Annotated in this window: 14 protein-coding genes, 1 riboswitch and 1 other annotated feature; of the genes, 11 read left to right on the forward strand and 3 right to left on the reverse strand. The window is 38.0% G+C overall.

Annotated elements, in window-relative coordinates:
* Positions 1-32 precede the first annotated feature (32 nt).
* The 3 genes from gndA to M2919_RS00635 all read left to right on the forward strand — a co-directional run bounded on the left by gndA (position 33) and on the right by M2919_RS00635 (position 3,737).
* Positions 33-1,451: an NADP-dependent phosphogluconate dehydrogenase gene (gndA, locus tag M2919_RS00625; protein WP_126761445.1), complete on the forward strand. Its 1,419-nt coding sequence runs from the start codon at positions 33-35 to the stop codon at positions 1,449-1,451.
* A gap of 112 nt (positions 1,452-1,563) precedes the next feature.
* Complete coding sequence (locus M2919_RS00630; RefSeq protein WP_023605613.1) at positions 1,564-2,250, forward strand: response regulator transcription factor; 687 nt, start codon at positions 1,564-1,566, stop codon at positions 2,248-2,250.
* Positions 2,250-3,737, forward strand: a complete 1,488-nt coding sequence (locus tag M2919_RS00635) for a HAMP domain-containing histidine kinase (protein ID WP_222318247.1) — start codon at positions 2,250-2,252, stop codon at positions 3,735-3,737. Before M2919_RS00630 ends, M2919_RS00635 begins: the two co-directional genes overlap by 1 nt.
* A 42-nt stretch (positions 3,738-3,779) precedes the next feature.
* On the opposite strand, the gene M2919_RS00640 is transcribed toward M2919_RS00635, so the two are convergent.
* From M2919_RS00640 to M2919_RS00650, 3 genes are all read right to left on the reverse strand, one after another.
* Positions 3,780-4,223 carry a GNAT family N-acetyltransferase gene (locus M2919_RS00640; RefSeq protein ID WP_248848891.1) on the reverse strand — a complete coding sequence of 148 codons (444 nt, stop codon included), beginning with the start codon at positions 4,221-4,223 and terminating at the stop codon, positions 3,780-3,782.
* 291 nt (positions 4,224-4,514) lie between these two features.
* Positions 4,515-4,691: riboswitch (M-box (ykoK) riboswitch) on the reverse strand.
* A 95-nt stretch (positions 4,692-4,786) separates the two neighbouring features.
* Positions 4,787-5,737 (reverse strand): membrane protein insertase YidC, encoded by a 951-nt coding sequence (gene yidC, locus M2919_RS00645; RefSeq protein ID WP_126761449.1) that lies wholly within the window; start codon positions 5,735-5,737, stop codon positions 4,787-4,789.
* A 94-nt stretch (positions 5,738-5,831) separates the two neighbouring features.
* On the reverse strand, positions 5,832-6,107 hold the full coding sequence (locus M2919_RS00650) for an acylphosphatase (RefSeq protein ID WP_126761451.1): 276 nt from the start codon (positions 6,105-6,107) through the stop codon (positions 5,832-5,834).
* 108 nt (positions 6,108-6,215) lie between these two features.
* On the opposite strand from M2919_RS00650, the gene M2919_RS00655 reads away from it, so the two are divergent.
* The 8 genes from M2919_RS00655 to M2919_RS00690 all read left to right on the forward strand — a co-directional run bounded on the left by M2919_RS00655 (position 6,216) and on the right by M2919_RS00690 (position 14,632).
* Entirely contained in the window at positions 6,216-6,977 is a 762-nt protein-coding gene (locus M2919_RS00655) for a TrmH family RNA methyltransferase (protein ID WP_248848893.1), read from the forward strand.
* Between the two features lie 98 nt (positions 6,978-7,075).
* On the forward strand, positions 7,076-7,567 hold the full coding sequence (locus M2919_RS00660) for an HD domain-containing protein (protein WP_023605607.1): 492 nt from the start codon (positions 7,076-7,078) through the stop codon (positions 7,565-7,567).
* 88 nt (positions 7,568-7,655) lie between these two features.
* Positions 7,656-7,994: a winged helix-turn-helix transcriptional regulator gene (locus M2919_RS00665; RefSeq protein ID WP_248849452.1), complete on the forward strand. Its 339-nt coding sequence runs from the start codon at positions 7,656-7,658 to the stop codon at positions 7,992-7,994.
* 34 nt (positions 7,995-8,028) lie between these two features.
* Positions 8,029-8,239 (forward strand) — a binding site (T-box leader).
* A gap of 55 nt (positions 8,240-8,294) precedes the next feature.
* Positions 8,295-9,347 carry a phenylalanine--tRNA ligase subunit alpha gene (pheS, locus tag M2919_RS00670; RefSeq protein ID WP_023605605.1) on the forward strand — a complete coding sequence of 351 codons (1,053 nt, stop codon included), beginning with the start codon at positions 8,295-8,297 and terminating at the stop codon, positions 9,345-9,347.
* A 1-nt stretch (position 9,348) separates the two neighbouring features.
* Positions 9,349-11,763: a phenylalanine--tRNA ligase subunit beta gene (pheT, locus tag M2919_RS00675; RefSeq protein ID WP_248848895.1), complete on the forward strand. Its 2,415-nt coding sequence runs from the start codon at positions 9,349-9,351 to the stop codon at positions 11,761-11,763.
* Positions 11,764-11,934: 171 nt separating this feature from the next.
* Entirely contained in the window at positions 11,935-12,747 is an 813-nt protein-coding gene (gene racE / locus M2919_RS00680) for a glutamate racemase (protein ID WP_248848897.1), read from the forward strand.
* Between the two features lie 21 nt (positions 12,748-12,768).
* Positions 12,769-14,115, forward strand: a complete 1,347-nt coding sequence (gene rph, locus M2919_RS00685) for a ribonuclease PH (RefSeq protein ID WP_248848899.1) — start codon at positions 12,769-12,771, stop codon at positions 14,113-14,115.
* A gap of 1 nt (position 14,116) precedes the next feature.
* Positions 14,117-14,632 (forward strand): metallophosphoesterase, encoded by a 516-nt coding sequence (locus tag M2919_RS00690; protein WP_202584761.1) that lies wholly within the window; start codon positions 14,117-14,119, stop codon positions 14,630-14,632.
* The last annotated feature ends 13 nt before the right edge of the window (positions 14,633-14,645 follow it).

Below are 14,645 nucleotides of genomic sequence, written 5' to 3' on the forward strand. Positions count from 1 at the left end.
GAGTCAATTTAGAAATTACAGGAGGCAAGACAATGTCAAAACAAAATATTGGGGTCGTCGGTATGGCGGTCATGGGAAAAAACTTAGCATTGAATATTGAAAGTAGAGGATATTCAGTTTCTATTTTTAACCGAACAGCGGCTCGTACAGAAGAAGTTATCAAAGAACATGATGATAAAAATTTAGTTGCGACTTATACGATTGAAGACTTCGTGGCATCATTAGAAAAACCGCGCAAAATTATGTTAATGGTTCAAGCAGGTAAAGCGACTGATTTAACGATTCAATCTCTACTACCTCATTTAGATAAAGGAGATATTTTAATCGACGGAGGAAATACGTTCTACAAAGATACGATTCGTCGTAACGAAGAATTAGCTAATTCAGGCATTAATTTCATCGGAACAGGTGTATCTGGTGGGGAAGAAGGGGCATTAAAAGGGCCTGCTATTATGCCTGGGGGGCAAAAAGAGGCGTATGAATTAGTAGCCCCTATCTTTGAACAGATTGCTGCCATTGCGGAAGAAGACGGTCAACCATGTGTAACATATATTGGGCCTAATGGAGCAGGGCATTACGTTAAAATGGCTCACAATGGTATTGAATACGGCGATATGCAATTAATTGCTGAATCTTATGATATTATGACTCGTCTACTTGGTTTATCAGTAGAAGAAGTCGCTGAAATTTTTGCCGATTGGAATAAAGGTGAGCTTGACAGCTACTTAATGGAAATTACGGCAGATATTCTAACTCGTAAAGACGAAGAAACGGGCAAACCGATTGTCGATGTGATTTTGGATGCAGCTGGAAACAAAGGAACAGGAAAATGGACGAGCCAGAGTGCTTTAGACTTAGGTGTCCCACTGCCTCTTATTACAGAATCGGTTTTTGCTCGCTATATCTCAGCGATGAAAGACGAACGTGTCGCAGCAAGCAAAATCATTCCGGCTCCAACAGTTTCAGCATTTGAAGGAAATAAAGAAGAATTTGTTGAAAAAATACGTCAAGCTCTATACTTCAGTAAAATCATGAGCTATGCACAAGGTTTTGCTCAATTACGTGTGGCAAGTGAAGAGTATGGTTGGGATTTAGAATACGGTGAGATTGCTAAGATATTTAGAGCAGGATGTATCATCCGTGCGAAATTCTTGCAAAAAATCACAGATGCTTACGAACGTGACCCACAACTTACGAATCTTTTGTTAGACGAGTACTTTAACGAGATTACACAACGTTACCAACAGTCTGTCCGCGAAGTAGTAGCAATGGCTGTTCAGGCAGGCGTTCCTGTCCCGACATTTTCTTCAGCGATTGCCTACTATGACTCTTATCGAAGTGCTGACTTACCTGCCAATATTATTCAAGCACAACGTGATTACTTTGGTGCACATACATATCAAAGAAAAGATAAAGAAGGCACGTTCCATTACGACTGGTATCAAAATTAATCATTTTCAGGAAAAGCTATCATTCTTTGCTTAGAATGATAGCTTTTTTCACATTTTATCGTTATAATACTAACAGTATTAGATTATATTTCGAAGAGAGGAAATATGAAAGATGAGTAAAATTTTAATCATAGAAGATGAAAAAAACTTAGCACGTTTTGTTGAGTTAGAATTAAAACATGAAGGATATGAAGTAGAAGTCCATCACAATGGTCGTACAGGGCTTGAAGCAGCTCTTGGCTCTGATTGGGATGCGATTTTATTAGATTTAATGCTACCTGAGCTAAATGGTTTAGAAGTTTGCCGTCGTATTCGTCAAACGAAGGAAACACCCATTATTATGATGACAGCTCGTGATTCAGTGATTGACCGTGTATCAGGTTTAGACCATGGTGCCGATGATTATATCGTTAAACCTTTTGCGATTGAAGAGTTGTTAGCTCGCTTACGTGCCTTATTACGCCGTATCGATATAGAAGGTGACCGTAATGTGACTAAGCAAACAACGTTAACTTATCGTAATTTAACAATCGAAAAGGAAAATCGTGTTGTTCGACGAGATAATGATGTGATTGAATTAACTAAACGCGAGTATGAATTACTCTTAACTTTAATGGAAAACATCAATGTCGTCTTATCACGTGATGTTCTCTTGAAAAAGGTATGGGGATATGAAACAGAAGTCGAAACAAATGTGGTCGATGTTTATATTCGCTATCTCCGTAATAAAATTGATGTGCCAGGTGAAGATAGCTATATCCAAACCGTTCGCGGTACAGGGTATGTGATGAGATCTTAATGAAACGTTTAAAAGAATGGTGGGAGTCTCAGCCTTTTAAAATAGGTCTTAGCTTTAAATGGACACTGATGACCTCGGTTTTTGTTTTTGTTATTGTCACGATTTTTTCAGTAGTGACTTATAAAACGAGTTTTGCTATTTTAGTGAAGCAAGAACGCGAAAATATTGAGATGACTTTAGACCATATCACTAAGCGTTTGAGCACTTCTCAAAATGAGCTTTCAATTCGAAATACTACCTACTATTTGCGTGAAGGAAACTCACAACCAAGTATTGAGCCGATAGACCAAACGTTAGAAGCGAACTTAATTCGATTGAACACGTTTATTTCAGAACTGTCACAACCCGAGTTAAGTGTATCGGTTTATAATTTAGATAAAAAACTCGTTTTCGAAACGCGAAATACTGGTTATCCTTATGTTGGTAGTAATAGTAAGAGAATAGAAGAGCAAAAAGTGGGGAACTTATCTGGGTTTGTCGCGTATCAACCTGTTTTTTCTCAAAAAACAGGCGAACAAACGGGTTACGTGCAACTTTTTTACGATTTATCTTCCGTTTATGAAGTCAGACGTAAGTTATTAAATACTCTAGTGACGTTAGTGTTACTTGGCTTAGTGGTGAGTTTTGTACTAGGTTTTATCTTGTCGACTTACTTCTTACGTCCATTAAAACAAATTACTGAAATCATCAATCAAATAAAAAATGACCCGCAAGTTGACGTGCGTATTCCTGAGATGAATCGTCACGATGAATTTGGAGATTTAGCAGAAGTCTTTAATGACATGATGGATCGTATGCAAAAATTTATCGAACAACAGCAACAGTTTGTTGGAGATGTATCACATGAATTGCGTACACCTGTTGCTATAATTGAAGGGCATTTAAAGCTACTTAATCGCTGGGGAAAAGATGACCCTGAAATCTTAGAAGAATCGCTAGAGGCGTCACTACAAGAAATCACGAGGATGAAAAGTCTTGTACAAGAAATGCTTGACCTTTCACGTATTGAGCAAGTAGAGTTTCAACACAAACATGATACATCATTAGCAAAAGAAGTCATTCATCAGACTGTCAATAACTTTACTTTACTTTACGAAGAGTTTATTTTCATATTAGATGATGATTTATCTGAAGAAAAAGAAGTCAAAATGTACCGAAATCATTTTGAACAAGTGTTAATTATCTTACTTGATAATGCGGTTAAGTACTCTTTAGACCGTAAAGAGATTCATGTTTCAGTCTCTTCTACTATGAATACCCTAGAAATCGCCGTTCAGGATTATGGGGAAGGGATTGCCGAAGAAGATCTTGACCGTGTGTTCAATCGCTTTTATCGTGTTGATAAGGCAAGAAGTCGTCATAAGGGCGGCAATGGACTCGGTTTAGCGATTGCGAAAGAACTCATTGAAAACTATCGAGGAGCCATTCAAGTGGATAGTGTCTTAGGACACGGCACAGTGTTTAGAATTCAACTACCTATTAAATAATAGAAAAAACCGCTCGTCTCCTTTTAGGGGACAAGCGGCTTTTTATTGTAGCCGTTTAATATAAGGCTTTAAAATTAGGCCTTGCGACTTAATAAATGTATTGCCACTAGACTCATAGCCCAGTTTTTCATAAAATAACCAAGCTGATTCTCTTGCGGTTAAAAAGATTTCTTCGTAATCTTGTTGGCGTGCAATTAATTCGGCATAGGCCATTAATGACTGGCCAATTTTCATTCCACGATAAGCGTCTGAAACAGCGACTTGTTTGATTTGTGCTGTGTTCTCACGGTCAGTATTATCTAAAAAGAGTGTCCCAACCACGCGTTGGTCAATAATTGCTGCTAGATGAATGGCAAGCTCTTCTTGAATTGGCGCATCTGTGATAAGTGTTAATCCACTTGGTTGGTTCAAATGCTGATTGCGTAAAGCAATGCCTTCATAATATTCTTTACTTTGCCATTGAATTGTTTTCATTTTGATTGCCATAATCTATCATCCTTTCTCACATTACCTTAAAAACTAAAACTGAAACATCGAAAAATCCGTTGTCTGTTTGGTAATAGGGATAAGGTGATGACTGAGCATAAATGATAATACAACATTCATTATTTTTTTCATGTTAGCCTCCTATGATACGGCCACCATTAGATGATTGCCATATGTTTTGATATACGTGTGCAACTGACTGGGTCCATTCGCGTCGTCCATGACAACCACCTCCTTAAAATATAAAAAAACCTTACATGACGAAAAACGCAACGTAAGGTTGATAGTATCAATCATGATTAATCGTTGAGTTTTAGCACTATACAACGTAAAAAATTATCGTAATAATTTTTAGGTACATTCAGAAAAGCCTTATGTCGACTATTCATGTTCTACCCATTGGCGTCTCTCGACGTTTCTGGGCAGTACCCTGTGTTTGTGTAGAAGCCTCGCCTAACAAATCTATTAAGTTATAGCTAAAATATAACATGATTTTATCTGTTTGACAATCAATAAAACAAAAAAGAACTTGAATGTTCAAGTTCTTTTTCACAAAGTATCATTTATTTATTTCGTTGTTGCTTACCAGCATTACGTCCTTTTCCTTGTGGACGATTTCTTGCAGGTTGATTGACTTTTTTTGTAGCCGGTTTAGCAGTTGGTGTAACATTTTTAATTGGTTCAACTGGCTCTGGTGGGTTTAAACGCATCATTTCTTCAATTTCCGCTTTGATTTTTGGTTTTTGGATTAAGTTTGTATAAAGAGATTGTAAACAACTGAAAAGTCCTCCGACAACCCAGTATAGCGTCACTCCAGCTGGAGATGAGAAAGAAATAAACGTAATCATTAGCGGTGACATATAAAGCATCATTTTCATTTGTTTCTTTTGTTCTTCAGGAATACCTATCATACTAATAAAACTTTGTAATAAGTAAGCTAAACCTGCTAGGATAGTCAGCAGTAAGCTTGTTTGACTTAAGTTGATACCTAAGAATGTCGCATTAGAAATATCAATGCCAACTGGATATTTGACTGAGAAGAATAAAGCAGTAAAAATTGGCATTTGAATTAGTAAAGGTAAACATCCGATACCACCAAACATGCTAACGTCGTATTTAGCATAGAGTTCTTTCATTTCCTTATTAACCGCCATTTGTTCTTCAGGAGAAGTAGCCATTTTTAATTTTTCCTGAATAGCTGTCATTTGTGGCTTGAGATACGCCATTTTTTCAGACATGTAGGTTGATTTTTTAGTCTGATGTAGCATTAATGGGAATAATAAGAGACGGACGATAATCGTTAAAACGATGACAGCAACCCCATAGTTACCAAAGATATCGACTAAGTAGTTGATAATCACACTCATCGGTTTTACTAAAAAGTTGTAAATTAAACCGTTCCCAGTTGGTTGTCCAGCATTTGGACCTGTTTTATAAACATCGACACAACCAGATAACGTTAAAGCGAGACCGAATAACCCTGAGGCCATTAGCCATTTTTTCATATTTTTCATTGCGTTCTTCCTTTTGTTAAATTTTATTCATAAGAATAACTATAATCGAAAATGAGATAGTTTTCAATGATTAGTTAGAACCTTATGAGAGTCTTTAATAGGTTACCTTAAAAGAGGAGTAAGTTGGCAACGTATCGTCATATTCTAATTCATAATCATCGACACGACCGCTTGGAGTAGGGGAAGCTTTTATTTTTTGAATAAACAACGCTATTCTTTCGGGACTACCACTGGCTTCAATATAAACGGAACCATCCGCTTGATTTTTAACGAGTCCTTTTATTCCATATTGGTCGGCGACAAATTTAGTCATATAACGAAAACCAACTCCTTGAACGCGGCCATAAACAGTTAATCTTATTTTTTTCACCAGAATCACTCCTTTCTTTCTATTATATAGGGTGACTAGAGAATTGTCATGCTAACATTCGCATGCTTCATGTTATAATAGACAGGCAGTGTGATAGGAGGATAACACATGGAAATTATAACATCTAAACAGAATCCTAAGATGAAAGAGTTACGCAAACTAGCCAAAGCTAAGGAGCGTCAACGACAAGGTCGCTATCTTATTGAAGGAGAGCACTTAATAGAAGAAGCGGTACAGGCTGAAGTTGAAATAGAGCATATTATCGTGACAGAAGCGTACTACCATAGTAAAGAAAAGGAATTGAATGAATCTATACTCATCGTGACATCAGAAGATGTTTTTAATAGCTTATCTAACTTGCCGAGCCCTCAAGGAATTATGGCAGTATTGCCAATAAAAAATATAGAATTGCCTGATAAAGCAACAGGAAAGTGGTTGTTGTTAGACGAAGTGCAGGATCCAGGAAATGTGGGAACGCTCGTCCGCACGGCGGATGCTGCAGGGTATCAAGGTGTCATCATAGGAGAAGGTACAGCGGATATCTATCAACCGAAAGTTTTGCGTTCTATGCAAGGAAGTCATTTTCATTTGCCTGTGATATCTGTGGCGTTAACGCAAGCGATTGATTGGTTTCATGAACATCAAGTCCCAGTTTATGGCACGGCTTTAGATGAAACGGCGTTACCTTATTATGAGGTGGTGCGAACCAATGATTTAGCGATTATTATGGGGAATGAAGGAAAAGGAATTCGGCCTGAACTTTTGGCGAAGACAACAAAAAATCTCTATATACCAATGCCCGGCAAGGCGGAGTCTTTAAATGTCGGAGTGGCAGCAGGTATTATTTTGTTTGAAACGATAAAAAAATAGCGTGTTTTTTTAAAATCAAACGCTAGTAAAAATAGATAAGTCGTGATATGATAAGGAACGTAGTCAAGTCGCAGTGGTCCACATAAAGGAATGATGAAATGAATTTAGATTGGCAATCAGATCAAGAATACTTGTCATTAGTAGAAGATCTTTTAGAAACTGAGGAAGTCCAAAAACTTTCAGAGTTCAAACAACATCGGTATGCGACACGCTTGAGTCATTCGATTAGCGTTTCTTATATAAGTTATAAAGTTGTTAAAAAATTAAATGGTGATGCACGTGCGACCGCTAGAGCGGGATTATTGCACGATTTATTTTATTACGATTGGCGAGATACGAAGTTTGATGAAGGTACACATGCCTATGTTCATCCACGTATCGCAGTGAAAAATGCAGAAAAGTTAACAGAACTATCCGATTTAGAAAGAGATATTATTATTAAACATATGTGGTTAGCAACAATTGCGCCCCCTAGATATAAAGAAAGCTTCGTCGTCACGTTTGTTGACAAATACTGTGCGACACATGAAAGTTTAATGCCTGTGTTTAGAAGAGCTAAACGAAAAATGTCCGCTTTCTTTATGGTTTAGTCAGTCAAGAAGTGATGAGTCGTAAAGATTATCACTTTTTTGTTTGACTTTAATTAAGAGAAGAATTGAGGTGGATTTAATGAAAACGATGGATGTAAATGAAATAAAAGAATTTCAAATGTGTCCGAAGTTTGAAAAAACATTCAGTATTCTTGGTAAACGTTGGAATGGACTGATTATTGATGTCTTGCTGCTTGAAGGGACACAGCGTTTTGGTGAATTAGCTGATAAAATTCCGAATATTAGTGACCGTGTTTTAGTCGAACGACTAAAGGAACTTGAAACGTTCGGTATTGTTAAACGTCAAGAAGATTCTTGTAACAGTAAGAAAGTAGAGTACTGTCTAACAGAAATGGGTTGCGCTTTGAAGCCAGCGATGAAAGAGATACAAGCATGGGCTGAAACTTGGATTAAGTTACCAAGTTAATTTGACCTTTTCTGAAGATTCTTGTAGACTAATAATAGAAGCAATAATGGAAACAAGTAAATCAGATAAGGCTTGTCAGGGAGACTCTTCATGACTGAAAGAGAGTTAAGCTGAGTTGATTGAAATTCACTTCCGTAGCTCCTTAGTCAAAAACTAAGGCGGTGATACCACCGTTAAAAAAGTAAAGGATAATTACTAACGGTAGTTATTAAAATAGGATGGTACCACGACACCTCGTTCCTGATATAGGAAGAGGTGTCTTTTTTATATGAAAAATAATGCAAAAGAAAGGAAATGAACATGGACTTACAAGAGCAATTAGAACATTTAAAGAAAGAAACGCTTGCTAAAATCGAAGATGTGAGTAACTTAGATCATCTCAATGATATTCGTGTTAACATATTGGGGAAAAAAGGCCCCTTAACAGAAATTTTAAGAGGGATGAAAGATTTAACCGCAGAGGAGCGTCCAAAAGTAGGAAGCTTTGCTAACCAAGTAAAAGAAAAATTAGCGGATGCCATTCAAGAGAAAAAAGATATACTTGAACAAGAGGCATTAACGTTAGCGCTAAAAGCAGAAACAATTGACGTGACACTACCAGGAAATACATCAGTACATGGGACGACGCATATTCTGACACAAACGATTGAAGAAATTGAAGATATATTCTTAGGTATGGGATATCAAATTATTGAAGGCTACGAAGTGGAGCAAGATGAGTATAACTTTGAGCGTATGAATATTCCTAAAAATCATCCCGCTCGTGATATGCAAGATTCTTTTTATATTTCTAATGAATTACTGTTACGTACGCATACATCACCCGTTCAAGCACGGACGATGGAGAAGCATGATTTCTCTCAAGGCTCTTTACGAATGATTAGTCCTGGGAAAGTGTTCCGTCGTGATAATGACGATGCAACGCATAGTCATCAATTTCATCAAATCGAAGGTTTAGTTATCGATGAAGGAATTACTATGGGAGATTTAAAAGGAACGCTAGAAGTTCTCCTAAAGAAAATGTTTGGCGAAGACCGTGAAATTCGTCTACGTCCTAGCTACTTCCCGTTTACAGAACCTTCTGTTGAAGTGGATGTGAGTTGTTTTAAATGTGGTGGCGAAGGTTGTAATGTCTGTAAGGGGTCAGGTTGGATTGAGATTTTAGGTGCTGGTATGGTTCATCCTGATGTGCTTAAAATGTCAGGTATTGATTCAGAAAAATATAGCGGATTTGCTTTTGGTTTAGGGCCAGACCGTGTAGCCATGCTAAGACATGGTGTGAATGATATTCGTTATTTCTATCATAATGACCACCGATTTATTGAACAGTTTAATGTAAAGGAGTCAAACTAATATGTTAGTATCTTATAAATGGTTACAAGAATTAATCGACATTGAGCATGTTTCTGTTGATGAGTTAGCAGATAAACTATCTCGCACAGGAATAGAAGTCGAAGAAGTCAATCGTGCGGCAGATGGCTTGAAAAAACTGGTTGTCGGTGATGTACGTGAGTGTGTGCCTCATGCTAATAGTGACCACCTATCAGTTTGTCAAGTGGATGTGGGTGAAGAAGAACTTTATCAAATTGTATGTGGTGCACCCAATGTAGCCGCGGGGCAAAAGGTGATTGTGGCATTGCCTGGAGCGAGAATTGTCGATAATATTAAAATCAAAAAAAGTAAAATGCGTGGCGAAGTATCTCAAGGTATGATTTGTTCTTTAGAAGAGCTAGGTTTTCCTGAAAAAGTTATTCCAAAAACTGAATCGGACGGGATTTTCGTCTTACCTGAAGAAGCAAAACCGGGTGAAAGTATCTTCCCTTATTTAGATATGAATGATCCGATTATCGAGTTATCAGTGACGCCAAACCGTGCAGATGCGTTAAGCATGAGAGGGGTGGCTCATGAAGTTGGGGCCATCTATCGTCAGAAGCCTCATTTTGAAAAAGTGACGCTGAAAGAAGATTTATCGAAAGATATTCGTGATTATCTAACCGTTACAGTTGATTCAAAAGAAGATACGCCTAACTATCGTATGCGTATGATTGAAGGTGTAAAAGTTAAACGTAGTCCACTATGGTTAGAGAGTCGATTAATGCATGAGGGAATTCGTCCTGTCAATAATATCGTCGATGTGACGAACTATGTTTTACTTTTATTTGGACAACCTCTTCATGCTTTTGATTATGAAGCGCTAGGCAGTCGTGAAATTTTAGTGCGTCGTGCCTTTGAAAATGAAACGCTAACTACACTAGATGAAGTAGAGCGCAAATTAGGAACGGAATCGATTGTTGTCACGAATGGTCGAGAGCCTGTTGCACTTGCTGGTGTTATGGGAGGGTATGATTCTGAGATTACTGAAAAGACGACTGTTGTAGCATTGGAAGCAGCAAGTTTTGACCCTAGTTTAACACGTAAAACCGCAACAAAACATGGCTTGAGAAGTGAATCAAGTGCACGTTTTGAAAAAGGAATAAACCTTGGGACGATTGAAGAAGCCCTTGACTATGCTGCCATGATGATTGCTGAATTAGGCGAAGGGACGGTAATTGGAGGCCAACTTATTGGAAGCGAAACAGCACCCGAAGAAGTGGCGGTGACGGTTTCCCTTGACTGTATTAACCGTGTTTTAGGAACAAGTTTGTCAGAGGACGAAGTTTCTGAAATATTTACTGCTTTAGATTTTCCATTTACGGTGAGTGATACAGTATATACAGTGGATATACCTTCACGTCGTTGGGACATAAAAATACCAGCCGATATTGTCGAAGAGGTGGCACGTATCTATGGTTATGACCGTTTACCTTCAACTTTACCAAGTGGAGAAGCGTTACCTGGACGTTTAACTAGACGTCAATTTTTAACACGTCAAATGCGCCATGCGCTAGAAGGAGCGGGACTTTCTGAAGTTATTAGCTATGCGTTAACTACACCAGAGAAAGCGACACAATTTACGCTAGAAGAGCTTCCAACCGTGGCATTAAGTTCTCCTATGAGTGTAGACCACAGTGTATTACGTCAAAGTTTAGCTAGTGGTATGTTAGATGATATTGCCTATAACCAAGCACGTAAACAACTTAATAATAAATTTTATGAGATAGGCAATACCTTTATTTCGAATGGCGATCACGATTTACCTGAACAACGCGAGCATTTAGTGTTAGCAATCAGTGGCTTAACAGAAGATAAAAATTGGCAAGGAACACAACGCTTAGTCAACTATTATGACTTAAAAGGTGTCGTCGAACGTGTCTTAAATATATTAGGTGTGATGAATGTACGTTATCATGCCCTGACTGATTTAAATGAGATGCATCCTGGAAGAACAGCAGGTATTTATGTGGGAGAAACATTGATTGGTTTTGTCGGACAGGTTCATCCCGTAACAGCAAAATCATATGATATCAAAGAAACATATTTAGCTGAATTGGATTTAGCACGGATTTTTGAATTAGAGGTTCCGGGTATCGAATTTGAAGAAGTTAGCAAATATCCAGCTATCTCGCGTGACATTGCACTACTAGTTCACCAAGATGTGACACATGAGATGTTAGTTGAAACGATTAAACAAAACGGTGGTGCTTATCTGAAAGAAGTCGTACTGTTTGATATATTCACAGGAGAAAAACTAGGTTTAGATAAAAAATCAATGGCCTACTCATTGACTTTCCAAAACTCAGAAGAAACCCTTGTGGATGACGTGGTTAATGCCGCAATGAATAAAATTGAAAAAGCATTAGTAGCGGAACATCAAGCAGAAATTCGTTAAATTTTGCGAACACATTTTAATATGAAAAAGGATAGTTTTGACTATCCTTTTTTATTTTGCATGAAGGATTCGTTATAAATTTAAATTAAGTTTTGTGCTTTTAGTATTAAGAACGACTAAAAACGTATATAATAGAAGAGAATGAGATGTTTGATTAGTAGGAGGGATAGAATGAGTGACAATCGACCGATTGGTTTTATTGATTCAGGAGTGGGCGGTTTAACGGTCGTCAAGGAAGCGTTAAAACAATTACCCAACGAATCTGTCGCTTACTTAGGTGATCAAGCACGCTGTCCCTATGGTCCCAGACCACATGAAGAGGTATTAGCGTTTACGTGGGAGATGACGCGTTTTTTATTGAAAAAAAATATTAAAATGCTTGTGATAGCGTGTAATACTGCAACCGCTGTCGCATTGGAGGACATTAAGGCAGCCTTAGACATACCGGTCGTTGGAGTTATTTTACCAGGGAGCCGTGCTGCTTTGAAGCGGACGGAAACACATCGTATTGGCGTGATTGGAACTGAAATGACAGTTAAAAGTTTAGCATATAGTCAAGCAATGGCTCAAAAGTCTGCTAAAACAGCGGTGCATGAACTCGCTTGTCCGAAATTTGTGCCACTTGTTGAGAGTAAACAGTATCGAAGTTCATTAGCTAAAATGGTTGTGGCAGAATCGTTAAAACCTCTAAAACAAAAAGGGGTAGATACTTTAGTTTTGGGGTGTACACACTATCCATTACTAAAACCTTTAATTCAAAATTTTATGGGGGACGATGTGACGCTTGTAGATTCTGGAGCTGAAACAGTTGGAGAAGTGAGTATGTTGTTAGATTATTTTGATATTGCAGCTAATGAACAACCGCTTCCACCAGAACATCATTTTTATACGACTGCGTCACCTAAGATGTTTGAAGAAATTGGAAAAGATTGGTTACCATTACCGTCATTGACGGTCGAAAAAGTTGTAATTGTTGATAATTAATAATAGAAAGTAGATGATGAGATGCGACATGATGCTAGACAGCCACAAATGATTCGCTCGGTTAAAATTCAACCTAATATTCTTTCTTATGCAGAAGGCTCTGCATTGATACAAATGGGGAAAACGAAAGTGTTATGTGCGGCGACTGTGGAAGAATCTGTCCCTCCTTTTTTAAAAGGAACTGGAAAAGGATGGGTAACAGCTGAATATAGCATGCTACCGAGAGTAACACAAACCCGTAATCGACGAGAAAGTCATAAAGGGAAACTATCTGGGCGTACAATGGAAATTCAGCGTCTGATAGGTCGTTCTTTACGTGCTGTCGTCGATTTAGAAGCACTTGGTGAGCGTTCAATTGTCGTGGATTGTGACGTTATTGAAGCGGATGGTGGGACACGTACTGCAAGTATTACAGGCGCTTTTGTTGCCTTATCACTTGCTATTTCGTCCGAATTGAAAAAAGGGAATTTGCTAACCAATCCGATTAAAGAAAGTGTTGCGGCGATTAGTGTTGGCATTTTAGAAGACGGATTGAAAGTCTGTGACCTTGATTATCATGAGGATGTTGCGGCTTTAGTAGATATGAATGTCGTCATGACAGGTTCTGGTCGCCTTATTGAAGTACAAGGGACGGGTGAGGAAGCAACGTTTTCTCGCCAAGAGATGAATGATTTACTAGATTTAGCAGAAGAGGGAATTCAAGAATTAATTATTTGCCAAAATAAAAGTATGAATCATCAGTCAGAAACGCACAGAGTCAACCAAAATGAGTTGTTGATTGCCACGCATAATAAAGGCAAAGCACGTGAATTTGAAAAAATGTTTGCTAAAAAAGGCATAACAATCAAAACCTTAAACGACTATCCAGATATTCCAGAAGTGGAAGAAACAGGTCATACTTTTGAAGAAAATGCTCGGTTAAAAGCAGAAACGATTGCAAATCTTTTTGGATGTACAGTCTTGGCAGATGATTCGGGATTGATGGTAGAAGCTTTAGGCGGGCAACCGGGAGTCTATTCAGCTCGTTTTGCGGGAATGAATCGCGGAGACGCAGCAAATAATGCTAAGCTATTACATGAGTTAACAGATGTTCCGAAAGAAAAACGCCAAGCCAAATTTCATTGCACATTAGTGGCTGCACATCCGGATAAAGAAAGCCTCGTTGTATCAGGTGAAGTAATGGGGCAAATCTTGACAATTCCTCGTGGTGATAATGGTTTTGGTTATGATCCATTATTTTTTGTACCAAGTCTAGGTCTATCAATGGCTGAATTAGATGAAGAAACTAAGAATCAGATAAGTCATCGTGCACAAGCATTAGCCGCTCTTGATAAAAAATGGGATGATTGGATGAAGGAGACAGATTAGGATGAAATATTTAGTTATCAGTGATAATCATGGTGATCGCGATGTGTTAGTGGATGTTATTAATCGTTGGCGAGATGGAGTAGATGTGATGATTCATTGTGGAGATTCTGAATTATCACCTGAAGACGAGTTGTGGGAATCATTTGATGTGAGGGTAAAAGGAAATTGTGATTTTGATTCTCGCTATCCAGAACGAGTGACGTATGAAAAAGGAAACGAACGCTTTTACGTTACACACGGTCATTTATCACGCGTGCGTGCTGGTCTGCACTGGCTCGCACATGAGGCTGAAGAACAAAATGCTACAATTTGTTTGTTTGGTCATACACATCAACTCGGAGTTGAAAAAATTGATGATATTTTATATTTAAATCCTGGTAGTATTCGTTTACCACGAGGTCGCTATATGATAAAAACATATGCGATAATTGAGAGTTGCCAAACACAGTATAAAGTTGATTATTACGACCAAGGACATCAGAAAGTACCAGAGTTAAGTTGTCAATTTCAGAAATAAGTCATGGTGAGAG

The sequence above is a fragment of the Vagococcus lutrae genome (assembly GCF_023299185.1).
Lineage (GTDB): Bacteria > Bacillota > Bacilli > Lactobacillales > Vagococcaceae > Vagococcus_A > Vagococcus_A lutrae.